17 protein-coding genes are annotated in these 23,611 nt (G+C 70.8%); 13 read left to right on the top strand and 4 right to left on the bottom strand.

From position 1 onward, the window contains the following. The 9 genes from ABZV77_RS39880 to ABZV77_RS39840 all read left to right on the top strand — a co-directional run. Positions 1–234 (top strand): GTP-binding protein (locus tag ABZV77_RS39880; RefSeq protein ID WP_356267795.1); only part of this gene is annotated, 234 nt, incomplete at its 5' end. A 158-nt stretch (positions 235–392) separates the two neighbouring features. Beyond that, positions 393–1,088: an urease accessory protein UreD gene (locus ABZV77_RS39875; RefSeq protein ID WP_356267815.1), complete on the top strand. Its 696-nt coding sequence runs from the start codon at positions 393–395 to the stop codon at positions 1,086–1,088. A gap of 359 nt (positions 1,089–1,447) precedes the next feature. Next, positions 1,448–9,994, top strand: a complete 8,547-nt coding sequence (locus tag ABZV77_RS39870) for an amino acid adenylation domain-containing protein (protein WP_356267794.1) — start codon at positions 1,448–1,450, stop codon at positions 9,992–9,994. Beyond that, positions 9,987–11,000, top strand: coding sequence for a guanitoxin biosynthesis L-enduracididine beta-hydroxylase GntD (gene gntD / locus ABZV77_RS39865; RefSeq protein WP_356267792.1), 1,014 nt, complete (start codon positions 9,987–9,989; stop codon positions 10,998–11,000). Before ABZV77_RS39870 ends, gntD begins: the two co-directional genes overlap by 8 nt. Before the next feature lie 9 nt (positions 11,001–11,009). Continuing rightward, entirely contained in the window at positions 11,010–11,753 is a 744-nt protein-coding gene (locus tag ABZV77_RS39860) for an alpha/beta fold hydrolase (protein ID WP_356267790.1), read from the top strand. Then, complete coding sequence (locus ABZV77_RS39855) at positions 11,750–12,988, top strand: MFS transporter (RefSeq protein ID WP_356267788.1); 1,239 nt, start codon at positions 11,750–11,752, stop codon at positions 12,986–12,988. Before ABZV77_RS39860 ends, ABZV77_RS39855 begins: the two co-directional genes overlap by 4 nt. Before the next feature lie 7 nt (positions 12,989–12,995). Continuing rightward, positions 12,996–13,820, top strand: coding sequence for a hypothetical protein (locus ABZV77_RS39850; RefSeq protein WP_356267786.1), 825 nt, complete (start codon positions 12,996–12,998; stop codon positions 13,818–13,820). Then, a complete protein-coding gene (locus tag ABZV77_RS39845; protein ID WP_356267784.1) occupies positions 13,817–15,616 on the top strand; it encodes a non-ribosomal peptide synthetase in 1,800 nt (599 codons plus the stop codon). The genes ABZV77_RS39850 and ABZV77_RS39845 overlap by 4 nt, the downstream gene beginning before the upstream one ends. Before the next feature lie 2 nt (positions 15,617–15,618). Then, positions 15,619–16,578 carry a TauD/TfdA family dioxygenase gene (locus tag ABZV77_RS39840; RefSeq protein WP_356267814.1) on the top strand — a complete coding sequence of 320 codons (960 nt, stop codon included), beginning with the start codon at positions 15,619–15,621 and terminating at the stop codon, positions 16,576–16,578. A 52-nt stretch (positions 16,579–16,630) separates the two neighbouring features. Here the strand turns inward: ABZV77_RS39840 and ABZV77_RS39835 are convergent, their stop codons facing one another. Beyond that, the gene (locus ABZV77_RS39835) at positions 16,631–17,071 is read right to left on the bottom strand and encodes a VOC family protein (protein ID WP_356267783.1); all 441 of its coding nucleotides are present in this window, start codon (positions 17,069–17,071) and stop codon (positions 16,631–16,633) included. Positions 17,072–17,175: 104 nt separating this feature from the next. Next, complete coding sequence (locus ABZV77_RS39830) at positions 17,176–18,621, bottom strand: hypothetical protein (RefSeq protein ID WP_356267781.1); 1,446 nt, start codon at positions 18,619–18,621, stop codon at positions 17,176–17,178. An 81-nt stretch (positions 18,622–18,702) separates the two neighbouring features. Here ABZV77_RS39830 and ABZV77_RS39825 point away from each other — a divergent pair, with 81 nt between their 5' ends. The 4 genes from ABZV77_RS39825 to ABZV77_RS39810 are packed head-to-tail and all read left to right on the top strand — an operon-like array spanning position 18,703 to position 21,670. Continuing rightward, positions 18,703–19,149 carry a hypothetical protein gene (locus ABZV77_RS39825; protein ID WP_356267779.1) on the top strand — a complete coding sequence of 149 codons (447 nt, stop codon included), beginning with the start codon at positions 18,703–18,705 and terminating at the stop codon, positions 19,147–19,149. Then, positions 19,146–20,351 (top strand): glycosyltransferase family 4 protein, encoded by a 1,206-nt coding sequence (locus tag ABZV77_RS39820; RefSeq protein WP_356267777.1) that lies wholly within the window; start codon positions 19,146–19,148, stop codon positions 20,349–20,351. The genes ABZV77_RS39825 and ABZV77_RS39820 overlap by 4 nt, the downstream gene beginning before the upstream one ends. Before the next feature lie 24 nt (positions 20,352–20,375). Then, entirely contained in the window at positions 20,376–20,768 is a 393-nt protein-coding gene (locus ABZV77_RS39815; protein WP_356267775.1) for a BlaI/MecI/CopY family transcriptional regulator, read from the top strand. After that, positions 20,765–21,670, top strand: coding sequence for a M48 family metalloprotease (locus tag ABZV77_RS39810; protein ID WP_356267773.1), 906 nt, complete (start codon positions 20,765–20,767; stop codon positions 21,668–21,670). Before ABZV77_RS39815 ends, ABZV77_RS39810 begins: the two co-directional genes overlap by 4 nt. A 177-nt stretch (positions 21,671–21,847) precedes the next feature. Here the strand turns inward: ABZV77_RS39810 and ABZV77_RS39805 are convergent, their stop codons facing one another. Further along, positions 21,848–22,516 carry a lysylphosphatidylglycerol synthase domain-containing protein gene (locus ABZV77_RS39805; protein ID WP_356267771.1) on the bottom strand — a complete coding sequence of 223 codons (669 nt, stop codon included), beginning with the start codon at positions 22,514–22,516 and terminating at the stop codon, positions 21,848–21,850. Positions 22,517–22,848: 332 nt separating this feature from the next. Next, positions 22,849–23,583 carry a response regulator transcription factor gene (locus ABZV77_RS39800; RefSeq protein ID WP_356267769.1) on the bottom strand — a complete coding sequence of 245 codons (735 nt, stop codon included), beginning with the start codon at positions 23,581–23,583 and terminating at the stop codon, positions 22,849–22,851. Between the last annotated feature and the right edge of the window lie 28 nt (positions 23,584–23,611).

Raw genomic sequence — 23,611 nt, 5'->3', positions numbered from 1 at the left:
GACGACATCCCGCGCAAGGGCGGCCCCGGCGTCTCCACGGCGGACCTGCTCGTCGTGAACAAGACCGACCTCGCCCCGCACGTCGGCTCCGACCTGGCCCGGATGGCCGCCGACGCGAAGGCGCAGCGCGCCGAACTCCCCGTCGCCTTCCAGTCGCTGCGCTCCACCGAGGGCGTCGGACCGGTCGCCGCGTGGGTGCGTGCGCAGTACGCGGCGTGGACCGCGTCGGAGTGACGGCAGACCTTGCGTCGCGGGTGGCCACGGACACGGTCGGTGAGGTGCGAACCGGCGACACACGGGCCGCGGACACCGACGCTCGCGCCGTACGGACCGGTGGCGCGGGCGTCCGTGCCACCGCCCGCGTCGAGGCACGCCCCGACGGCCGCGGCGGCATCGCCCTGCCGGTACTCGACGGAGAGGGCCCGCTCGCGCTGCGCCGCACCCGCTCCACCGGCCCCACGGCGCGCGTCACGCTCGTCGGGGCGATGAGCGGCCCCCTCGGCGGCGACCACCTCGCCGTCGAGGCCGCCGTCCGGCAGGGGGCGTCGCTGCACATGGACTCGGCGGCGGCCACCATCGCGCTGCCGGGCCAGACCGAGTCGGCGGCGCGCTACGACGTACGCCTCACCGTCGCCGACGGCGCCGAACTGCGCTGGCTGCCCGAGCAGCTGATCTCGGTGCGCGGCAGCGATCTGTGCGTCACCACCCGCGCGGAGCTGGCGGCCGGGGCCCGCCTGGTGCTGCGCGAGGAGCAGGTGCTCGGCCGCACGGGCGAGGAACCGGGCCGCCTCACCAGCCGCCTCACCGTGCGCCGCGCGGGCCGTCTCCTCCTGGACCAGGAACTGGCCTGCGGCCCCGGGGCACCCGGCGGCTGGGACGGCCCCGCGGTCCTGGCAGGGCATCGCGCGATCGGGCAACTCGTCGTCGTACGACCGGAGTTCGAAGACTCCGCACCGCAGCCCGCGCTCCTGGGGGAGTGGGCCGCACTCACCCCGCTCGCGGGCCCCGGTGTCCTGGTCACCGCCGTCGCGCCGGACGCGCTCCTGGTGCGCCGGGCGCTCGACGAGGCAGTGCGTCGGCTGGGCTGAGCCGGTTCGTGCGCGGGTGGCATTTGGGCCCGTTCGGCACGGATCGGCTCCGCCGGCGGTCAATCAATAGCGAGAACCCCAGGTCAGCCCGGCCAAGAACAGTTCTTCTGATTGAACCTCGAAACTACCTATTGACATCGGTGTCAGCCGGTCGAGAGCATGGCTGCGGAAATGATCCAGGCTGAGCCGAAACGAAGTTATCCGGCTCCATTGAGGAGGTATTGACGGAGCGTCATTCTTGGCGGGTGGTGTTTATGCACTCCGCTTCGCTCGGATGACCGTCGTCGCCAGTGTGGATCCCGGTGGCGCAAGGGGGGACCGTGGTTGCGGAAGGCGCTGGACCCACAGGCCGACATCTGATGGCGCGCAGGCTGGAACGACTCGCCGCGAACGCGCCGGAACAGTGCGCGATCCGCCACGACGACACCGGGACCGGAGCCCCGACGGAGGTCGGCCACGGCGAATTGAACCGCCGTGCGGACCGCATCGCCGACCTCCTCGCCACCTGCGGCGCAGGCCCGAAAGCCCTGGTGGCCGTGGTCCTGCCCCGGGGCTACGACCTCGTCGCCGCGCTGTGCGCGGTGCTCAAGGTCGGTGCGACCTGCCTCCCGGTGGACCCGGACGTCCCGGTCGAGCGAGCCCGCCGGATCATCGCCGACGTCGGCCCCGACATCGTCATCGCCAGCCGTGCCACCGATCCCGGAGCCACGATCGCCGGGCATACCTGCATTCTTGACGGCGACGCATCGGCCGCATTGTCATGCGCGCCGACGGATACCGTGCCTGCACGGGAGGAACCGGATCCGGCTGACATCGCCTATGTGACCCGCGCCTGGCCGGGTGGATTCTCTGAAGCGGAAACTATTTCCTACTCAGAGCTGGCTAATTACATCGATGAATCCCGCTCGATTCCCGCTGGAGCGGAATTCCTGGAGCTGATCCTTCCCCTCGTGTCGGGAAACCGCATTGTTCTGGAATCGGACGACACGTCGAGTCGAGCGGTCCCGTTCGTGGAACCGCGCGATGTGGTGGAACAGGTGCTGGCGCAGGTGTGGTGCTCGGTCCTCGATCTGGACCGAGTGGGCATCCGCGACCGCTTCTTCGACCTGGGCGGCCGCTCGCTGCTGGCGGTCAAAGTCGTGGCGCGGGTGCGGAAGCTGCTGAACGTGGAGCTTCCGTTGAAGGCGTTGTTCGACGCTCCGACCATCGAAGAGCTTGCGGCGTTCGTGCGGGCGGGGCAGGCGCGTGGGCCGGGGCTGGGGCGCGGGGATGTGGCGTTGGAGCCGGTGGGGCGTGGTGGGCCGTTGCCGTTGTCTTTTGCGCAGCAGCGGTTGTGGTTTTTGGATCAGTTGGTGCCGGACAGTGCGTTCTACAACATGTGTGATGCGTTTCGGGTGCGTGGTGCCTTGGACGTGGAGGCGTTGGAGCGGGCGCTGATGTTGTTGGTTGCGCGGCACGAAACGTTGCGTACCGCCTTCGGCGAGAGCGACGGCGTCCCGTTCCAGATCATCGCGGACCCCACCCGCCCCGACGCGCTGCGCGCAGCCCGCGTCTCGCGCGTCGACCTCACCCTGCTGCCGCCTGAGGAACGTGAGGAGTCGGCACGCCGACTGGTCGCGGCCGAGGCACAGATTCCCTTCCGGCTGTCGGACGGAGTCCTGCTGCGGGTGGTGGTGGCGCAACTGGCGGACGGCGATCACGTGCTGGTCGTCACGATGCACCACGTCATCTCCGACGGCTGGTCCATGGACGTACTGATCGACGAGTTGGGGGATCTGTACGAGCGCACGGTCCACGGGGGCGGGGCTGAGGCGGACCACTCCGAACCACTCTTGATCCAGTATGCCGATTTTGCGGTGTGGCAGCGGGCGTGGATGAGTGGTGGGGTTTTGGAGGGTCATTTGGCGTATTGGCGGGGGGTGTTGGAGGGGGCGCCGTCGGTGTTGCGGTTGCCGGTGGATCGTCCGCGTCCGGTGGTGCAGTCGCAGCGTGGGGCGGTGGTGGAGTTTGGTTTGCCGGAGGAGTTGGTTGTTGGTCTGGAGGGGGTGGGTCGTGGGCAGGGGGTGACCTTGTTCATGGTGTTGTTGGGTGGGTTTGAGGTGTTGTTGTCGCGTTATTGCGGTGATGACGATGTGGTGGTGGGGGTGCCTGCGGCGGGTCGGACGCGTGCTGAGGTGGAGCCGTTGATCGGCTTTTTCGTCAATACGTTGCCGGTGCGGGTGCGGTGTGAGGGGGGTTTGTCGTTTCGGGGGTTGTTGGATTGGGTGCGTGAGGGTTCGTTGGGGGCTTTTGCGCATCAGGATCTGCCGTTTGAGATGTTGGTGGAGGCGTTGGCTCCGGAGCGGGATCTGGGGCACAACCCGCTGGTCCAGGTCACCTTCCAACTCCTCGACGCTCCCGCACCGAAGCCGCGCATGCCCGGCGCGCAGGTCGAGCGGTACCCCATCAAGGAATCCGTCTCGCAGTTCGACCTCTCCATGGACATCAAGCGCAGGGACGACGGCTCGTACTTCGGCATCGTGAACTACTGCCCCGATGTCTTCGACCGCTCGCGGATGGACGTGCTGGTCGACCACTACCTGAATCTCCTGGGCGAGGTCGTCCGCGACCCCGACCTGCCTCTCAGCGAGGTGTCCCTGGCCGGTGCCGACGAACAACGGCGGCTGCTCACGGACTTCGGGCAACGCGACGCGGCGCCCGCAGCTCCCGCGACCGTCCCCGAGATGTTCGCCGAACACGTACGGAAGACGCCCGATGCGTCGGCGGTGGTGTGCGGGGAGAGCGCGTTGACGTTCGCCGAGTTGGATGCGCGTACGGCGGTGTTGGCGCGGCGGTTGCGGGATGCGGGTGTCGGTGCGGAGGTGCCGGTCGGGGTGTGTTTGCCGCGTTCCGTGGAGAGCGTGGTGGCGCTGCTGGCTGTGATGCGGGCGGGCGGAGTTTACGTACCGCTGGATCCGGAATGGCCGAGCGAGCGGCTCGCATACGTGCTGGACGACACGGCGGCTCCGGTGGTGATCACCACTGTGCTGCCCGAGAGCCCGGGCCGCATTCGCCTCGACCCCAATGAGCCGGGGACCGGTGAGCCGCCGTCGAGCGTCGCGGTCAGCCCTGACCAGGCCGCGTACATCATCTACACCTCCGGCTCCACCGGCACGCCCAAGGGCGTCACCGTCCAGCACGGCTCCCTCCACCACCTCACCAGCGCCTTGCAGGCCACCTTCCTCGGCCACGACCGCTCCTTCGAAGGCCTTGAAGCCAGGCGGCTCCGCGCCACGCTCACCGCGTCCTTCACCTTCGACGCCTCCATGGAGCAGTTGAGCTGGATGCTCGCCGGACACGAGCTGCACATCGTCTCCGACGACGTGCGCCGTGATCCCACGGCCCTGGTCGGCTTCGTCAACGACCATCACATCGACGTCATCGACACGACCGCCTCACAACTCGAACACCTTACCGATGCCGGGCTGTTCGAGGGGGAGTGGGCGCCGGGCATGGTGATGGTGGGCGGTGAGGCGGTGTCCCCGGCGCTCTGGCAGGCCCTTCGCGAGCAGACTCGTACGCGTTGTTTCAATCTGTACGGTCCGACCGAGGCGACGGTGGATGCCACGTGTCAGGAGGTGGCCGCTGCCGGTGAGGTGCCGGTGATCGGGACGCCTCTGCCCGGTGTGTGTGTCCGTGTTCTTGACGAGCGGATGAGGCCTGCGCCGATCGGTGTGGCGGGGGAGATCTATCTGGGCGGTCTGGGGTTGGCGCGTGGCTATCACGGGCGTCCCGGTCTGACGGCGCAGCGTTTCGTCGCCGATCCGTACGGTGATTCGCCCGGCAGCCGCCTGTATCGGACGGGCGACCGGGGCCGGTGGTGTCCCGACGGGACCATCGAGTACATCGGCCGGGTCGACCATCAGATCAAGTTGCGCGGCTATCGCATCGAGCCCGGTGAGATCGAGACCGTACTCACCCATCACCCCGCCATCAAGGAAGCCGCCGTCATCGACGACGAGCACGCGCGGCTCGTCGCCTACGTCACGCTCCGAACCGGCGACCGGATCGACACGACCGACGTCCGTCGGTTCGTGCAGGGGCGGCTGCCCGAGTACATGGTGCCGTCCGCGGTGGTGGTGATGGAGGCGCTGCCCCTGACGTCGAACGGGAAGCTGGACCGGCGCGAGCTGCCCGTGCCGGAGGTGGGCAGGCCGGACCTGCCTGTGCTGTTCGTGGGACCGCGTGATGTGGTGGAACAGACGCTGGCGCAGGTCTGGTGCTCGGTGCTCGGCCTGGACCGCGTGGGCATCCACGACGAGTTCTTCGAACTCGGCGGGCACTCGCTGCTGGCGATCCAGGTGGTCTCGCGGGTGCGGAAGCTGCTGGATGTCGAGATCCCGTTGCGGGTGCTGTTCGACGCTCCGACGATCGGGGAGCTTGCGGGGTTCGTGCGGGCGGGGCAGGCGGGTGGCCCGGGGCATGGGCGCGGGGATGTGGCGTTGGAGCCGGTGGAGCGTGGTGGGCCGTCGCCGTTGCCGTTGTCTTTTGCGCAGCAGCGGTTGTGGTTTTTGGATCAGTTGGTGCCGGACAGTGCGTTCTACAACATGTGTGATGCGTTTCGGGTGCGTGGTGCCTTGGACGTGGAGGCGTTGGAGCGGGCGCTGATGTTGTTGGTCGGGCGGCACGAAACGCTGCGTACCGCCTTCGGCGAGAGCGACGGCATCCCGTTCCAGATCATCACGCCCTCCGACGACCCGGCCGCGCTGCGCGCAGCCGACGTGGCGCGCATCGATGTGACCGAGGACCAAGTGCCCGACTGGGTGGCGGCCGAGGCGAAGAGGCCCTTCCGGCTGTCGGACGGCGCCCTGCTGCGCGTGGTGGTGGGGCGGCTGGCGGACGACGATCACGTGCTGGTCGTCACGATGCACCACATCGTCTCCGACGGCTGGTCGGTCGAGGTGCTGATCGACGAGCTGGGCAGGCTCTACCGCGAAACCGCCACCGGCGTCCCCGCCGACCTGTCGGCGATCGACCTGCAGTATGCCGATTTCGCGGTGTGGCAGCGGGCGTGGATGAGTGGTGGGGTTTTGGAGGGTCATTTGGCGTATTGGCGGGGGGTGTTGGAGGGGGCGCCGTCGGTGTTGCGGTTGCCGGTGGATCGTCCGCGTCCGGTGGTGCAGTCGCAGCGTGGGGCGGTGGTGGAGTTTGGTTTGCCGGAGGAGTTGGTTGCGGGTCTGGAGGGGGTGGGTCGTGGGCAGGGGGTGACCTTGTTCATGGCGTTGTTGGGTGGGTTTGAGGTGTTGTTGTCGCGATATTGCGGTGATGACGATGTGGTGGTGGGGGTGCCTGCGGCGGGTCGGACGCGTGCTGAGGTGGAGCCGTTGATCGGTTTCTTCGTCAATACGTTGCCGGTGCGGGTGCGGTGTGAGGGGGGTTTGTCGTTTCGGGGGTTGTTGGATCGGGTGCGTGAGGCTTCGTTGGGGGCTTTTGCGCATCAGGATCTGCCGTTCGAGATGTTGGTGGAGGCGCTGGCGCCCGAGCGGGATCTGGGGCACAACCCGCTGGTCCAGGTCACCTTCCAACTCCTCGACGCTCCCGACGAAAAGCTCGTACTGCACGGCACCGACTGCGAATCACTCGGCTTCGGCGGTGTGACCAGCAGATTCGATCTGTCCCTCGACATCATCGACGGCCGGGCGGGAAAGCGCGGCGTACTGACCTACTGCCCCGACGTCTACGACCGGTCGCGGATGGAAGCGCTGGTCGACCACTACCTGAACCTCCTCGCCGGGGCAGTGCGGGACCCCGATCTCGCCCTCGACGACCTTCCTCTCGCCGATGAGCCCGAGCGCCTGCGCCTGCTGGACGAGTTCGGGCGACACGACGGAGCAACGGCAGCAGAGGCGACCGGCGCGGAGACGATCCCGGCGGTGCTCGCCGAGCAGGTGAGGGCGACACCGGATGCGTCGGCGGTGGTGTGCGGGGAGAGCATGCTGACGTTCGCCGAGTTGGATGCGCGTACGGCGGTGTTGGCGCGGCGGCTGCGGGATGCGGGTGTCGGTGCGGAGGTGCCGGTCGGGGTGTGTCTGCCGCGTTCTGTGGAGAGCGTGGTCGCGCTGCTTGCCGTGTTGCGGGCGGGCGGGGTCTACGTACCGCTGGATCCGGAGTGGCCGAGCGAGCGGCTCGCATACGTGCTGGACGACACGGCGGCTCCGGTGGTGATCACCACTGTGCTGCCCGAGAGCCCGAGCCGTGTCCACCTCGACCCCAATGAGCCGGGGACCGGTGAGCTGCCGTCGAGCGTCGCGGTCGGCCCTGATCAGGCCGCGTACATCATCTACACCTCCGGCTCCACCGGCACGCCCAAGGGCGTCACCGTTCAGCACCGCTCCCTCCACCACCTCCTGCACCACGTCCGACGCATCAGGGAAGACGACGACCGCCGACTGGCCGTCGCGCACACCACCGCCATGACGTTCGACCCGTCTCTCGAACAGCTGCTGTGGATGGTGGCCGGTCATACGCTGCACGTCGTTCCCGACGATGTGCGCCGCGATCCCGAAGCGCTGGTGAAGCTGCTCCAACGCGATGAGATCGACGTCCTCAACGTCACCCCGTCCCACCTGACCATGCTGATCGAGGCGGGGCTGTTCGAGGGCGAGCAGGTGCCGGGAACGGTTCTGGTCGGCGGTGAGGCGGTGTCCCCGGCGCTCTGGAGGGTGCTTCGCGAGCAGATTCGTACGCGTTGTTTCAATCTGTACGGTCCGACCGAGGCGACGGTGGATGCCACGTGTCAGGAGGTGTCGGTAGCCGGTGAGGTGCCGGTGATCGGGACGCCTCTGCCCAATGTGTGTGTCCGTGTTCTTGACGAGCGGATGAGGCCGGTCCCGATCGGTGTCGCGGGGGAGATCTATCTGGGCGGAGCGGGTCTGGCGCGTGGCTATCACGGGCGTCCCGATCTGACGGCGCAGCGTTTCGTCGCCGATCCGTACGGTGATTCGCCCGGCAGCCGCCTGTATCGGACGGGCGACCGGGGCCGGTGGCGTCCCGACGGGACCATCGAGTACATCGGCCGGGTCGACCACCAGATCAAGTTGCGCGGCTATCGCATCGAGCCCGGTGAGATCGAGACCGTACTCACGCATCACCCCGCCATCAAGGAAGCCGCCGTCACCGTAAGCGCCGACGACGAGAGCCCCCGCCTGCTGGCACTGGTCGCCCGCAACCCCGACGGCGCGCCCACCGACGCCGTGGACGACGACCGTGCCCAGGTCGAGGACTGGAACACCGTCTTCGAGGAGACGCACCTCGACGCGGCCGACGGCGAACTGACCTTCAACATCAAGGGCTGGAACGACAGCCTCACCGGTGAGCCGATTCCCGCGGAACACATGGCGGAATGGGTCGACACCACGGTCGAACGGCTGCTGGACCGGCAGGTCGGCCGGGTCCTGGAGGTCGGCTGCGGAACGGGACTGCTGCTGTGGCGGCTGCTGCCCCACGTCGCCGAGTACACCGGCACCGACTTCTCACGTCCCGTCGTGGAGTGGCTCCGTGCCGGGCTGCGCCGCCTCCCCCCGGAGCAGGTGCGGCTGCACCACCGCGAAGCGACCGACTTCACCGGCATCGCCGCCGAGGCGGCCGACCTCGTCGTCATCAACTCGGTCGTCCAGTACTTCCCCGACCGCGGCTACCTCGACACCGTGCTGGAGCGCGCCGTCGACGCCACGGCCGATCAGGGCCGGGTCTTCATCGGCGACGTGCGCAACCTCGCACTGGCCCCCCAGTTCTACGCTCGGCAGGCCCTCGCCAACGCCGGGCCCGGAGCCTCCGACGAGGAGGTGCGGCGTGCCGCCGACGAACTAGCCGAGCGCGACAGCGAACTGCTGATCTCCCCGGCGTACTTCACCGCGCTCGCAGCACGTTCGCCCCGCATCAGCGGCGTCGAGATCCTGCCCCGCAGAGGGCGGTTCCGCAACGAGATGAGCCTGTACCGGTACGACGTCGTGCTGCACATGGGCGACCGACCTGCCGCCCTGAAACCGGAGGTCGCCACGTGGGGGGAGCGGACTCGCGGCGAGGCTCAGACGCACGAGTACGAGTACGAGTACGAGTACGGTCACGACGGGGGCCGCGTCCATGACCAGCACCGCATCCACGACCTGCAATCGTTGTCCGGCCTCCTGGACAGCCGACAGCCCACCGCCCTGCTCGTACGCGGAATCCCCAATGACCGCCTGACCTCCGACAACCAACTGCTCGACGGTTCCCTCCCGACGGCGGCCGTCGACCCGGAGGCCTTGTGGGCGCTGGCGGAGACCACCCCCTACCGAGTGACGGTCAGTTGGGCCGCCGCGGACTCCCGCGGCGCGATGGACGCCTTCTTGGTCAGGCGGGATGCCGAGACCGGCTCGTCCGCCCGGCCGGAGGTCCCGGTGCCCGCCCCACTGCCGACCGCCCGCCTCACCAGCACGCCGACCCGGCACCGGCGCGCCACGGAGCAGGACTCCGCCGTGGCCGACGGAGTGCGCTCCTGGCTCGCCGACCGGCTGCCCGCCCACTTGATGCCCGCGAAGATCATCGAGGTGGACGCGCTGCCGCGCACGCCGCACGGGAAGCTCGACCGCGGTGCGCTGCCGGAGTTCGTGGCCGAGCGCCGGGACCCACGGTCGGCGGCGCGCGCCGTGGTGCCGCCCCGGACCGCCACGGAACGGACCGTGGCCGAAGCATGGGCCCAGGTCCTCGGCCTCCAGGAGGTCGGCGTGCACGACAACTTCTTCACGCTGGGCGGGGACTCCCTCCTCGCCACCCGAGCCGTTGCCCGGTGCCGACGCGGGGGCGTCCACCTGACCGTCCGGCAGCTGCTGCGCAAGCAGACCGTCGCCTCGCTGGCGGCGGCACTCGACGAGGAGATTCATGACTGACCACCAGCTCCGCACCGTTGAGCTCACCGAGGAGGAGAACGTCGCCGTCGACCGGCTGGTGGGCGAAGTGCGCCGGGTGCCGGTCGGGTCCACCATGGAACTCCTCCACCAGGTCTGTCTCACCGCGCAACGGCTGCCCGTCCGCATCCGCTCCGAACTGAACGCCATGCGGCTCTTCGACAGCCCGCGAGCCCTGGTCGTCACCGGCTTCCGGATCGACGACGAGCGGATCGGGGCCACCCCGTCCGCCCGACCCGCGCCGGAGCCCGAGCGGACGCTGGACCAGGAGCTCCTGCTCCTCCTGCACGCGTCCCTGCTCGGTGAGCCCTTCGGCTGGGCCACCCAGCAGAACGGACAGCTCGTCCACGACGTCCTGCCCATCCCCGGCGAGGAGACCGAGCAGATGGGCTCCAGCAGCGAGACCGAGCTGCTCTGGCACACCGAGGACGCCTTCCACCCCCTGCGCTGCGACTACGTCGGGCTGCTCTGTCTGCGCAACCACCAGCACGTGGCCACCACACTGGGCTGGCCCGACCTGTCCCTGCTCGACGGCGAGGACCGGGCGGCGCTCTTCGAACCGCGGTATCTGATCCGCCCCGACACCTCGCACACCCCGCAGCAGAACAACGGCGGCGGGCAGCCCGCCGAACGCTTCGAGGCGATCGCCGCGATGGACGGCGACCCCGAGCGGGTCGCGGTGCTGTTCGGCGCCCCCGACGACCCCTATCTGCGCATCGACCCCGCCTACATGAGTCCGGCGGCCGGTGACGCCGCCGCCCGGCGTGCCTACGACAACATCACCGCCCTCATCGAGGCGGGCCTGCACCAGATCGTCCTGGACCCCTGCAGCCTCCTCCTGGTCGACAACTACCAGGCCGTGCACGGACGCAAGCCGTTCGCCGCCGCCTACGACGGCCGGGACCGCTGGCTGAAACGCGTCAACATCACCCGCGACCTCCGCCGGTCCCGGGCCGTCCGCCAGTCGGCCACCTCCCTGCTGGTGTAGGAGTCCTCGATGCTCCGACCCGAACGCCTCAACACCTGGTTCAGCGGGGTCTGCGACGGCAGCCCCCGCGTCCGGCTGTGCTGTCTCCCGTACGCCGGAGGAACCGGCGCGATCTTCAAGGACTGGCCCTCCGCACTGCCGCCCGGCACGGAGGTCCTCACCGCGCACCTGCCCGGCCGCGGCGACCGCTTCGCCGAACCGCCGCTGCCCACGCTGGAGGAGACGGCCGAACAGCTCTGCGCCGCGTTGCCGACGGCCGACGTCCCCACCGTCCTCCTCGGCCACAGCATGGGCGCGCTCCTCGCGTACGAAACCGCCCTGCGTCTCCAGACCGAAGGCCGGGCCCCGGACCTGCTCATCGCCACCGGCGCCCGCCCTCCGCACGTACACCCCGGCGAGTCCGGACCGCAGTCCGAGGCGGAGCTTGCCGCGACCTTGCGGAGGGAACGTCCCTGGGACGACGCACTCTTGGACGACGACCTGATGGAGGCCGTGCTGCCCACCCTGATCGCCGACATCGCGGCCGGTGACCGCTACCACCGGCCGGAGCCGACCGCCCTCGCGTGTCCGCTGAAGGTCTACATCGGAGCCGACGACGAAGGGACCGACTGGCCCACCGCCCTGAACTGGCGGCGCTGCACCGAGGACACCTTCGAGATCGTCGTCCTGCCCGGCGACCACTACTTCGTGGAGACCGCCAGGACCGATGTGGTGCGACGGATCGCCTCGGACCTGACCTCGTGGGTGACATGAGCGAAAGCCTCGACACCCGTCCCACCTACCGTGCGGTGCTGGCCGTGCGCGAGGCACGCTGGCCGTTCCTCGGCAGCTGCCTGGCACGCATGTCCTTCGCCGTCCTGCCGTTGGCGCTGCTTCTGCTGATCCGCGAGGCGACCGGCTCGTTCGCCGTCGCCGGTCTCGCCTCCGGAGCGCTGTCGGCCACCCTGACGCTGTTCGCCCCCGCCCGCGCGAGGCTGATCGACCGCAAGGGCTCCCGGTTCGGGCTCGCCTGGCTCACCGGCCTCTACCTGTCGGGCCTTACGGTGCTGATCAGCCTGGCCGAGGCGGGCGCGGCCACCCCGGTGCTGCTCGTCGCCGCCGCGCTCGCCGGAGCGTTCGCACCGCCCCTCGGGCCGACGATGCGCGTCCTCTGGGCGAAGATCCTCCGCCGACGGCAACCCCTGCTGCACACCGCCTACGCCCTCGACTCGGTCACCGAGGAAGTGGTGTTCACCGTGGGCCCGTTGGTGGCAGGCGGCCTGATCGCGGTCGCCGCGCCGCTGGCGGCGATGATCACGGTCATGGCGCTGATCGCGCTCGGCACCGTCTGCTTCGTGCTGTCCGCCGCCACCGGCGACCCCGGCCCGGACGCGTCCGACGAGGAGCACGTCCGGGGGCGCCCCCTCGCGCTGCCGGGAATCCGGACGATCGTGCTGGCCTTCGGCGGGGTCGGCGTGGTCGTGGGGGCGCTCCAGATCGCGCTGCCGTTCCTCGCGGATCAGGCCGGTTCGCCGGGCGCGGGCGGCGTCCTGCTGGCGCTGCTTTCGGCGGGCAGCGCCATCGGCGGCCTCGCCTACGGCCGCATCAGGTGGCGCAGTTCCCCGACCGACCGGTTCGTGGTGCTGGTCGTGGTGTTCACGCTGACGGTGCTCCCGCTGTGCGTGATCGAAAGCCCCGTCCGGGCGGGTGCGTTCGTGTTCGTGGTGGGGCTGAGCCTCGCGCCGCTGTTCACGACCGCCTACCTGCTGGTCAACGACCTGGTGGCCGCGTCGAAGGCTGCTCCGACCGAGGCCAACACCTGGGTTTCCACGGCCAACAACGGGGGCTATGCCGCGGGCAGCGCCGTCGCCGGTGTCCTGCTCGGTTTCCGTGGGCCCGCCCTCACCGTCACGGCCGCCTTCCTCGTCTCCGCGGCGATCGTCGCCGTGACCGTGCTGCGCCGCCGCACGCTGGTGCCCGCCCCCACCCATCCCGCAGCGGAGGAGTGAACCGATCGTGTTGAACAACGAGGCGAGCTGGTCCCGCATCCACGCCGGAGCCGGAGCCGGAACCGACGTCGTGCTCGCCGTCGACTTCTACGGAACGGGCCGTCAGGAGGCCACCTTCCGTCATCTGTGCGAACTGCTCCCGGACGCTCCTGAGGTCTGGCACGCGGTTCCGCCGACCGTGGACGGCGACTGGTCGGCGGCCACCGGCGCCGGTCATCTGCGCTGGTGGGCCGAGGGGCTGTCGGCGGTGTTCGGGGAGCGGCGGGTCGGTGCCGTCGTCGGCTACTGCGCCGGGAGCGTCTTCGCCTCGGCCCTTGCCGACGGCCTGGCCGAGCGGCAGGGCGACCGGCCGACGGTCGTGCTGTTCAATCCCGGCGCGCCGGGCGTCGCCACGCTCACCCGCGACTTCCGCGGCCTGGTCGAGGGCATGGACGTGCTCACCGACGAGGAGCGCACCGGCATGCTGGCAGAGATGGAGGAGATCCAGCAGGCGCACGCGCCCGACGCCCTGGTCCCGGTCGCCGAGCAGTACGCCGCCCTCTACCGCAAGGGCTGCAAACTGCTGTGCCAGCGCCTCGAAGTGGACGCGGAGCTCGGCGACGAACTCGCCGCCGTCCTGCACTCCTACCTGGCCTACCTGACGGCGGCCCTCGACGTGCCCCCGACTCCCGCGTGGCGCGGCGCCACGTCGATCACCTCCCGCGAGCACCGCGGAGCGGACTTCACCGACTCCGAGCGCGGCTTCGACGTCGCCCGCGCGGACCTGCTGAACTCCCGCGACGTCGCCGCGACGGTGGGCCCGCTCCTGTACGGACACGGGGCGGACCAATGAACCGACTTCTGCGCGACGCCTTCCTCACCCAGGTCCACACGACGCCCGACGCGGACGCCGTGGTCCGGGGCGACACCGTGTGGAGCTACCGCGAGCTCGCGTCGCGGGCCACGCGCATCGCCCGGTCGCTGGCCGACAGGGGCGCCGGTCCCGGCACACTGGTGGCCGTACGGCTGGAGCGCGGCCCCGAACTGGTCGCGGCCCTCGTCGCGGTCATGCTGACGGGAGCGGGTTACGTACCCGTCGCCGCCGACGATCCGGACGACCGCGTCCGGCACATCCTCGACGACTCCGGCGCCACCCTCGTGATCGCGGCGCGGGCCGCCGACGGCCGGACCCTCACCCTCGCCGACGCCATGGCCGCACCGAACGCCGAGTCCCTTCCGCCGACGCCCCCGATGCGCCCCGACGACCCGGCGTACGTCATCTACACATCCGGGTCCAGCGGTACGCCCAAAGGTGTGCTGGTCGAGCACGGGGCGCTGAGCGCCTACCTCGCCCATGCCCGCACGCACTACAGCGGCCTGTCCGGGCGGACGGTGCTGCACTCCTCCGTGTCGTTCGACATGGCGGTGACCACCCTGTGGGGTCCGCTCGTGTGCGGCGGCGCGATCCACGTCCTCGACCTCAGGCGCATCGCGTCCGGCGAGGAGCCGCCGCCCGCCACGGCACGGCCCACCTTCCTGAAAGTCACCCCGTCCCACCTGGGCATGCTGGACCTGCTCCCGGAATCCTGCCTGCCCACCGACCAGCTCGTGATCGGCGGCGAGGCGCTGACCGACGCCGCTCTCGTACGTTGGCGTGCCGCGCACCCCGGCGTCACGGTCGTCAACGAGTACGGACCCACCGAGGCCACCGTCGGCTGCTGCACCCACGTCATACGTCCCGGAGACGGCCTGACACCGGCGGCCGACCCCACAGCCGCCTCCACGGATGTCCCCACCGCCGTCCCCATCGGCCGCGCGAACCGGGGAACACGCCTGTACGTCCTCGACGCGAACCTGAAGCCGGTCCCCACCGGCGAGCAGGGCGAGCTCCACCTCGCGGGCGACCAGCTCGCCCGCGGCTACCTCGGCCGCCCCGACCTGACCGACGAGCGGTTCGTCCCCGACCCCTTCGCCGACGACGGCTCGCGCATGTACCGCACGGGCGACCTGGTCCGGGAGCGCCCGGACGGCGCACTGGAGTACCGGGGACGCATCGACGAGCAGCTCAAGGTCTTCGGCTACCGGATCGAACCCGGCGAGGTCGAGGCGGTGCTTTCGGCCCACCCCACCGTCAGGGACTGCGTCGTCGTGGCCCGGGGCGACGCGGACGCCCGCCGACTCGTCGCCTACCTCGTGCCGCGCCCCGGCCACCCCGTCGACCCGGTGGCACTCCGGCGTCACGCGGCCGGTGCGCTTCCGGAGTACATGCTTCCGGGGGTGTTCGTGCCGATCCCCGAACTGCCCCTCACCCCCAACGGCAAGCTCGACCGGAGCGCACTGCCCGAACCGCCCCCGGACCCGCACCGGACGCATCCGCACCGGACCGGAGCGAGCGCCCTGTCCGAGGCCGAGGAACTGCTCTGCGGTCTCGTCGCGGAGACCCTCGGCATCCCGGAGATCGGAGCGGAGGCCGACTTCCTGGCGTCGGGCGGCACCAGCATCACCGCACTCAAGCTCGTCGCCCGCGCCCGCAGGACCGGGCTGCGCCTCGAACTCACCACCGTCCTGCGCGAACGCACCGTGCGGCGCATCCTCGCGGCCCACCCCGGCCGCACCGCCGCCCGCACCGGGGAAGGAGTGCCCAAGTGACCATGCCCCTCACGCTCGAACCGCTGGGCGGCATCACGCCGCAGCCCCGGGACAACGGCCACACCGCCGGGGCTGCATACGACCTGGGACCTGCGGGGGACGCGGGCGTCGGCTGGGCACAGGCGCACGGCGAGGCGCTGCGCGACCGGCTGCGCACCGACGGACTGATCCTGCTCCGCGGCCTGCCCGTCGACATCGGCGCCTTCGACGACGTCGTGCGCGCCGTCGGCGGCGAGCTCCTGACCTACACCGAGCGGTCCACGCCGCGCAGCGAGGTCAAGGGAAACATCTACACCTCGACCGAATATCCGGCCGACGAGTCGATCCCGCTGCACAACGAGAGTTCCTACTCGGCGGCTTGGCCGACGACGGTGTACTTCTTCTGCCACACAGCGCCCGGAACGGGCGGCGCCACCCCCATCGCGGACAGCCGCACCGTGCTCGACCTCATTCCGGCGGACGTCCGGAACCGGTTCGCCGAAGGCGTCCTCTACACCCGTACGTTCCGCGCCGAGATGGGCCTGAGCTGGCAGGAGGCGTACCAGACCGAGGACCGCGCCGAAGTCGAGCGGCACTGCCGTGCCCACGGCCACGCGTTCTCCTGGGACGGGGACGTCCTGCACACCCGCCACCACCGGCCCGCGACGATCACCGAACCGGCCACCGGAACCGAAGTCTGGTTCAACCAGGCGCACTTGTTCCACCTCTCCAGCCTGGAACCCGACCTGCGGGAGGTGCTCCTCGAGACCTACGGAGACCACGGCCTGCCCCGCAACGCGCACCTCGCCGACGGCAGCCCGATCCCCGAGGACGACCTCGCCGCGATCAGAGCCGCCTACGACCGCGCCTCCCTCGTCATCCCCTGGCGGCCGGGCGACATCATGCTCGTCAACAACCTTCTGATGGCCCACGGCCGCGAACCGTTCACCGGCGACCGCCGCATCCTCGTCGCCATGACGTGAGCCCGTCGGGACGGCCCGCCGAACTGACCGTCTGCGTGCAGGTGCGGGTGTCTCAGTTCAGTTGCTCGGCGAGGCCGACGATGATGCCCTCCGGGCCGCGGACGTAGCAGAGCAGATAGCTGTCCTCGAACCGGGCGATCTCGCCGAGGAGCTCGGCGCCGTGCGGGCGCAGACGGGCCACGGTGTCCTTGATGTCGTCGACGGCGAACATGACGCGGTGCGTGCCCAGAATGTTGTGCGGCGGGTTGGGCTGCCCGGCACTGATCGCCGCGGGGCTGCGGTACTTCGACAGTTCGAGCCGACTGTGACCGTCAGGGGTCCGGACCATCGCGATGTCGCAGTGCACGCCGTCGAGTCCGGTGCACTGGTCGGCGACGAGCCCCGCGACCTCCGCCCTGCCCTCCAGCTCCATACCGAGCTCCACGAAGAACGCGATGGCGGCGTCCATGTCCTCGACGACGATGCCGACGTTGTCCATCCGCTGAATCGCCATGCTGGTTTCTCCTTCTGCTTCATTCTTCCTGGTGCGGCCGGTGGTGGCCGCTGATGCCCCTGGGACGGAGCCGGTGACACGTTCTCGACATCCGAGGCCGTTCTTCACGTGGTCCGGTCCGGTACCGGAGCGAGGTAGGCGCGATAGTCGTCGTGCCCCCTCAGATCCTCCAGGTAATAGGGGCGCCAGGCGTGAGCGTATGGCGGTGGGGAGCTCTTGGGCGGTTCCAGGGCGGCGACCCGTATCCGCCGGGCTGCCCCGATGATGCGTGTTGCGGTGGTGTTGGCGTTGTGGCCGTGGATGTGGGCGGAGGCGCACCCGGCGTAGAAGGCGATGGGGATGGCCTGGCGGCCGGTGAGCAGGCAGGGCGGTCGTACGCCGAGGCGGTGCAGCTCGGCGGCGGCTCGGGCGTAGTCGCGGTGGGCCGCGGTGGAGCGGTGCACGGTGTGCTCCAGCACCGCGTACTGCACGACCAGGTGACCCGCGAGTACGGCTGCCACCAGCGTGGTGGCCGCTGCCCGCCACCGGCCCTTGGGTGCGGTGACGAGACGAGTGAGGGTGTCGGCGGCCGGGATCGCGAGGAGCGCGTAGGCGGGCAGCAGGAAGCGCGGCGCCGCGTAGCCGATCAGGAAGAGGTACGGGACGGCCGCTGACACCGCGCAGGCCAGGGCCAGCAGCGTGCCCGCCGCTCGGCCCGCCCGCACCGCGACCACCAGGCCCGCCGCCGCGAGCACCGGCAGCGCGAACCACCATGCGGTCACGGCCGCGTCCGGCATCGCCCCGGTGCACGGTCGGCACAGCGTCCGACCGCCCAGGCTGCGCAGCTGATCCCCGACGGCGAGGTGCCGGCCCAGACCGCCCTGTATTCGGGCGCCCTCGGCAAGCCGCGCGCCGAGTCCGCCGTAGCGGACGTACGCCTCGACGACCCACTCGGCGGCCCCGGCAGCAAGCCCGAGGAGGACCGCCCCCAGCAACCGCGGCTGCCGCCACCGACGCACGCCGATCAGCGCGGCGCACAACGGCAGTGCCACCCAGGCCGCGTCGGTGGGCCGCATCAGCGCCATCAGTGCCGCGCTCGCCGCGAGGCCCCGGACGGCCCCCCGGTCGTGGCGGTCCCCCTGGGCGCGCAGGAAACAGCCCACGGCCGCCAACGCCCCTGTCGCCACCCAGTAGTTGGGCATCGCCTGCGGCCCGTAGAACACCGTCACCCACAACGATCCGAACAGGGCCCCGGCCAGCGCGAGAACCCGCACGGGCAGCAGCCCCCGCCAGCAGCGCAGCGCGACGTAGAGACCGATGCCCGCGAGGAGCGTCAGATAGACCCGCAGCAGTGCGGTGGACGACGACCAGGCCGCCACCGGCGCCACGAGCAGGGGGACGCCCCGGGCGCGCGGCGCGCTGAAGAACGCGGCCGGGGCGTGCGAGCTGACCTGGCTGACGTACACCGTCTCGTCCCAGCCGAGCCCCATCTCCGGGTGCACCAGGACCAGTTGGGTCACTGCGAAGGCCGCCGCGACGGCGACGAGCGAGGTGTGCGTGGTCCTCGTCATTTCTACCCCCACCACCCCTACAGGTTGTAGGGTTCATTCCACCCTACGAGCTGTAGGGTCCAGGTGAAGGGGTGGTCGGACATGCGCGAAGAGCGGGGCGCCGACGGGGTGCACGGCGTGGAGGTCGAGGAGGTCTGGCCGCGCGACGGGCAGATCCGGCTGTGTCTGGCCGTGGTGGGCGGAGGGGGTGCGCGGGCCGTGCTCGTTCTGAAGGTGCGGGGCGAGGGCGGCGGAGAGGTGCGGTTGCCCGTGGACGGTGGCAGCGGCAGCGGCGATGGTTGGTTCGGTGCGCGCATCCCTCTGGAGCTCCTGGGCGCTTCCTGCGATGTGTCGGAGCAGGTCTGGGACCTCTACCTCGACGTCGGCCCGGGCGGCGGACTCCTGCGCCTGGGGCGGCACTTGGATGACGTCGTCGGCAAGAAGAAGATCTTCGTGTACCCGGCGCAGCTCAGCGCCGGTGTCTGGGTGGAGCCGTACTACACGGTCAAGGACAACCTCTCGATCGCCTGCCGCCGGGAGGCGCAGTGAAGATCCGCTTCCTGCTCCTGAACGCGTACGCGGTCGGTGGCACCGTCCGCACGGTCGTCAACCAGGCGAACGCGCTGGCCGCCGCCGGGCACGAGGTGGAGATCGCCAGCGTCCACCGGCACCGCGCCGCTCCGGCCTTCCCGCTCCACCACGGCATCCGCCTGCACGCCCTCACCGACACCACCGTCACCGGCCCCTGGGGGCGGCGTCACGTCGAGGCGTGGCAGCGGCGTCGCCCCAGCGAGCTGATCCCGCGTGCGGAAGTCAAGTTCACACGCTTCAGCCGCCTCACCGATCACCGCATCACCCGCTACCTGCGTTCCCTGAACGACGGCGTCCTCATCACGACCCGCCCCGGCCTCAACATCCTCTCCGCCCGCTTCGCCCCGCCCACTGTGCTCCGCATCGGACAGGAACACCTGCACTACGAGCGCCACAAGCCCGCCCTGACCCAGCAGATCGACCTCTGGTACCCCCGGCTCGACGCGCTGACGGTGCTGACCGAGGCCGACCGGCAGACTTACGCCGCGCGTCTGCCCGGCGCCCAGGTCCGCATCGAGCGCATCCCCAACCCACTGCCGGATGCCACCCCCGCACGCTCGTCCCTCGACCGGCCGCTCGTCGTCAGCGCCGGACGCCTGGTCAAGGCCAAGGGCTTCGACACCCTCATCGAGGCCTTCGCCCGGGTCGCCCGGGCCCACCCCGACTGGCAGTTGCGCATCTACGGATCCGGCCCCGAACGTGACCGCCTGCGCACCCTCATCCACGAACGGCACCTGTACAACCACGTCTACCTCATGGGCAGTACGCCGTACCTGGAGGCCGAACTCGCCAAGGCCTCCCTCTTCGCCCTCGCCTCCCGCCACGAGGGATTCGGCATGGTGCTGGCCGAGGCGATGAGTCACGGCGTCCCGCCGGTCAGCTTCGACTGTCCGCAAGGCCCCCGCGAGATCATCACCGGCGGCCAGGACGGACTGCTGATCGCCCCCGGCAATGCCGTGGCTCTCGCCGAAGCCCTGGCCCTCCTGATCGAACACCCCGAACTGCGCGAGAAGCTGGGGGAGTCGGCGGCCCTCGCCGCCAGGCGCTACGCACCCGGACGCATCCGCGAACAGTGGGAGGCCCTGTTCGCCGAGCTCGGTGGGCCCGGCGGGCTCACCGCGGCCCGGTCCGGCGCATCCGGCAGCCCCACTTCCCGTTGACCCTACGCGCTGTAAGGTGACGGCATGGCAGGCAGCAACTCCCCAGGCGGATCGGGCAGAGCGGAACGGCGCAACTCCGGAGAGCTGGAGAGCGAAGTGCTCGCCGCCCTGTGGGCCACCGACAAGGCTCTCACTCCCGCCGAGATCCAGACCGGGATCGGCGGCGACCTCGCGTACAACACGGTCCACACCATCCTCAAGAGGCTGCACGACAAGGGCCTGGTCCTGCGGGACGCGGAGGGGCGGCGCGGGGCGTACCGACCGGTGAAGAACGCCGCCGAGATGACCGCCGATGCCATGCACCAGGCACTCGACCGCGGCCCCGACCCGATCGCCACGCTCCAGCAGTTCGTCACCGGTCTGAGCGTCGAGGAGGAGCGCGCGCTGCGTGACCTCCTCGGTGGGAGCGGCCCATGAGGATCGACGTCTACACCCCGCTCGTCCTCTCCCTGCTGCTCGCCGCCGTCAGCCCGGTCGTCGGCAGGCGGGTGGCCCCTGCCCTGGCGGCTCGTGTGCTCACCGCCGCCGCGGTCGTCACCGCGGCCGCCACCACCTGGGCGCTCGTCCTGCTCGCAGGCACCCTCGTCAGCGAGGCTCCGCCCGTGGCCGCCGAAGCGCACGAGGACGGCCGCAGCCTGCCCGACCCCGTCCCCGGAGTCATCGCCTTCGCCGCCGTCCTGGCCCTCGGCGTGATCGCGTACCGGGTCTGCCGCGCCCTGCGCGCCGAGTGCGCCACCCGCCGCACCCTGCGCGGCCTGTGCGAGGGCCACCCGCAGGACACCGAGCTGATCGTCGCCGCCTCCCCTGTGCCCCGGGCCTTCGCCATCCCCGCCGGATCCGGGGCGCCCGGCCGGATCCTGGTCACTGCCGCCATGCTCGGCGCCCTCGAACCCGCCGAGCGCCGCGTCCTGCTGGCCCACGAGCGCGCCCACCTGACGCACCGGCACGCACTCGTCTCGGCCGCCGTCACGATGGCTGTCGCGGCCAACCCCCTCCTTGCGCCCGTCCGCACGACCGTCGTCTTCCTCATCGAACGCTGGGCGGACGAACGCGCCGCCACCGCCGTCGGCAACCGGACCACCGCCGCGCGCGCCCTGGCCCGTGCCGCCCTCATCGCGGTGCACGCCAGCCCCGTCCGCGCACTCAACTTCACCGACCGCGCCGTCACCCGCCGCGTGGCCGCCCTCCAGGCCGCACCGCCCCCGCGCCTGTTGCCCCTGGCCGCCGCCGTCCTCGCCCTCGGCCTGCTCCCGGCCATCGGCGCCGCCGACGCCACGGGCGACTTCGTTCAACTCCTTGCCCGTACGCTCCCGCTCTAGGTGTATTGATCACGAGCACGGTTGCAGGAAGCGCGGTTCGAGGAGATGACACCACCGCCCTCGCAGGGCCACACCATCCGGCGGTGCGCGGTCACACGTCCCTGCGGCGCACCAGCACACCCAGAACCACAAGGCCCGGCACCAACGGCAGCCACGCCGTGAGCAGCCGGTAGCCGATCACCGCCGCACCGGCCGCCGCGCCGGGCGCCCGGCGGCCACGAGCGCGAAGACGAGCGCGGCGTCCAGCGAACCGAGGCCACCGGGCGTCGGCAATAGCACCGCGGCACTGCTCGCCGCGAGATACGCGAGCGCCACCCGCTCGACGGGCAGCGCCAGGTCCAGGCCCTGGGCGAGCGCGACAAGCGCCGAGGTGTGGAGCAGGGTGAAGGCCAGGGATCCACCCCACAACGCAGCTGCCCTGCACGGGAGTTGATGCACGGTCCGTACGTCGGCGAGCACGCGGGCCGCCGCGCCCCGCACCCGGCCCCGAAACGGCACGGTCACGGCGCCCGCTACGCAGACCCCGGCGAGCGGCAGCCACGGCACCGACTCCGGCATGCTCAGCACCCCCGGGCAGGAGACGGCCGCTGCGCCCAGCAGGACGCCGCGCGCCGTACCGCCCGTGCCCGCCCGCACCGCGAGTGCCGACGCCGCACGGGGCAAGGAGAGCCCGCACCGTTGCAGCAGTCGCACATTCACCGCGCCCGCCCCGAGTCCGCACGGCAGCACGTGATTGGCCGCCGACGCCGCGAACTGCCCCGCCAGCAGCCGCCCCGCGGGCAGCGTCTCGCGCACCGCCCCCTGCAGGGCGAGTGCCGAACACGCCCACGTCAGCACCGCGCACACGCCCGCCACCAGCAGCCAGCCCCGGTCGGCACCTGCGAGCCGGCAAACCCCGCCCCGACCGTGGACCGCTGCCGCACCGCGACAACCGCTGCCACCACCACGACCGCGAGCACCACAGCCGCACGCACTCGAGTCCACCGAACCTCGTGCCCCCGCATCCGGGCCTGAGGCGGCATCGCCATTGCGTTACGACCTTCCCGTACGGCGAGCACGCCGCGGCCTGTTGGTCCGGGCCGCTCCCTTGCCCGGTCTCACTGCACTCCCATGTCTAACCCTACAGTGTGTAGGGTTAGACATGGGGGGTGCAGAGGCACCCCTGTCGGATACTCCCTCTAAGCGCCGCGCTCCAGGCGGTAGCCGTGTCCTCGGAGCGTGGTGATCCGAGGCAGTCGGCAGGGGTGGGCGGATGCCTCGGCGGCCTGGGTGAGGCGGCGTCGCAGTCCTGCCATGGTGACGTCCAGGGTCTTGGTGGGGCCGAACCAGTTCTCGTCCCACACCTGTGCCATCAGGGCTTCGCGCGGAACCGCTTCACCGGGGTGTCGCCCCAGGAGGGCGAGCAGGTCGAACTCTTTCGGGCGCAGGGGGATGTCGGTGCCGTGGAGGGTGCAGCGGCGGGCCGTCATGTCGACGGTCAAGTCACCGAGCCGTAGCGGGCGTTGCGGCGGGGATGCGATCGTCTGGCGGCGAAGGTGGGCGCGGAGACGGGCCAGCAGGACGGTGAGGCTGAAGGGTTTGACCAGGTAGTCGTCCGCGCCCGCGTCCAGGCCGGCGATGACGTCGATGTCGTCGGTGCGTGCGGTGAGGATGACGATCAGCAGGTCGGGGAAGCGGGTGCGGAGGGTGCGGGCGAGGTCCAGGCCGTCGAGGTCGGGCAGGCCGAGGTCGAGGAGCACGGCGTCGTAGGCCCTACGAGCCGCTTCGGTCAGGGCCGAGGTTCCGGTGCGGCTCCAGGTGGGGGTGTAGCCGTTGCCGCGCAGGCCGGTTTCCAAGTGGCGTCCGATGGTGTCGTCGTCCTCGACGACGAGGACGCTCGGGCGGCTGCGGTCGGGTGCGGCGGGCGTGCCCATGGGCGACAGCGTAAGGCGGGGGCGGGTG

Origin of the sequence: Streptomyces sp. NPDC004732 (assembly GCF_040609235.1) — a bacterium.
Lineage (GTDB): Bacteria > Actinomycetota > Actinomycetes > Streptomycetales > Streptomycetaceae > Streptomyces.
This window is presented reverse-complemented; position numbering and strand designations above follow the sequence as displayed.

Bases quoted from the DNA above. Each gene is read 5' to 3' on its own strand.
- ABZV77_RS39870 (WP_356267794.1), top strand. From the start codon at position 1,448: ATGGCGCGCAGGCTGGAACGACTCGCCGCGAACGCGCCGGAACAGTGC.
- gntD (WP_356267792.1), top strand. From the start codon at position 9,987: ATGACTGACCACCAGCTCCGCACCGTTGAGCTCACCGAGGAGGAGAAC.
- ABZV77_RS39860 (WP_356267790.1), top strand. From the start codon at position 11,010: ATGCTCCGACCCGAACGCCTCAACACCTGGTTCAGCGGGGTCTGCGAC.
- ABZV77_RS39855 (WP_356267788.1), top strand. From the start codon at position 11,750: ATGAGCGAAAGCCTCGACACCCGTCCCACCTACCGTGCGGTGCTGGCC.
- ABZV77_RS39845 (WP_356267784.1), top strand. From the start codon at position 13,817: ATGAACCGACTTCTGCGCGACGCCTTCCTCACCCAGGTCCACACGACG.
- ABZV77_RS39840 (WP_356267814.1), top strand. From the start codon at position 15,619: ATGCCCCTCACGCTCGAACCGCTGGGCGGCATCACGCCGCAGCCCCGG.
- ABZV77_RS39835 (WP_356267783.1), bottom strand. From the start codon at position 17,071: ATGGCGATTCAGCGGATGGACAACGTCGGCATCGTCGTCGAGGACATG.
- ABZV77_RS39830 (WP_356267781.1), bottom strand. From the start codon at position 18,621: ATGACGAGGACCACGCACACCTCGCTCGTCGCCGTCGCGGCGGCCTTC.
- ABZV77_RS39825 (WP_356267779.1), top strand. From the start codon at position 18,703: ATGCGCGAAGAGCGGGGCGCCGACGGGGTGCACGGCGTGGAGGTCGAG.
- ABZV77_RS39815 (WP_356267775.1), top strand. From the start codon at position 20,376: ATGGCAGGCAGCAACTCCCCAGGCGGATCGGGCAGAGCGGAACGGCGC.
- ABZV77_RS39810 (WP_356267773.1), top strand. From the start codon at position 20,765: ATGAGGATCGACGTCTACACCCCGCTCGTCCTCTCCCTGCTGCTCGCC.
- ABZV77_RS39800 (WP_356267769.1), bottom strand. From the start codon at position 23,583: ATGGGCACGCCCGCCGCACCCGACCGCAGCCGCCCGAGCGTCCTCGTC.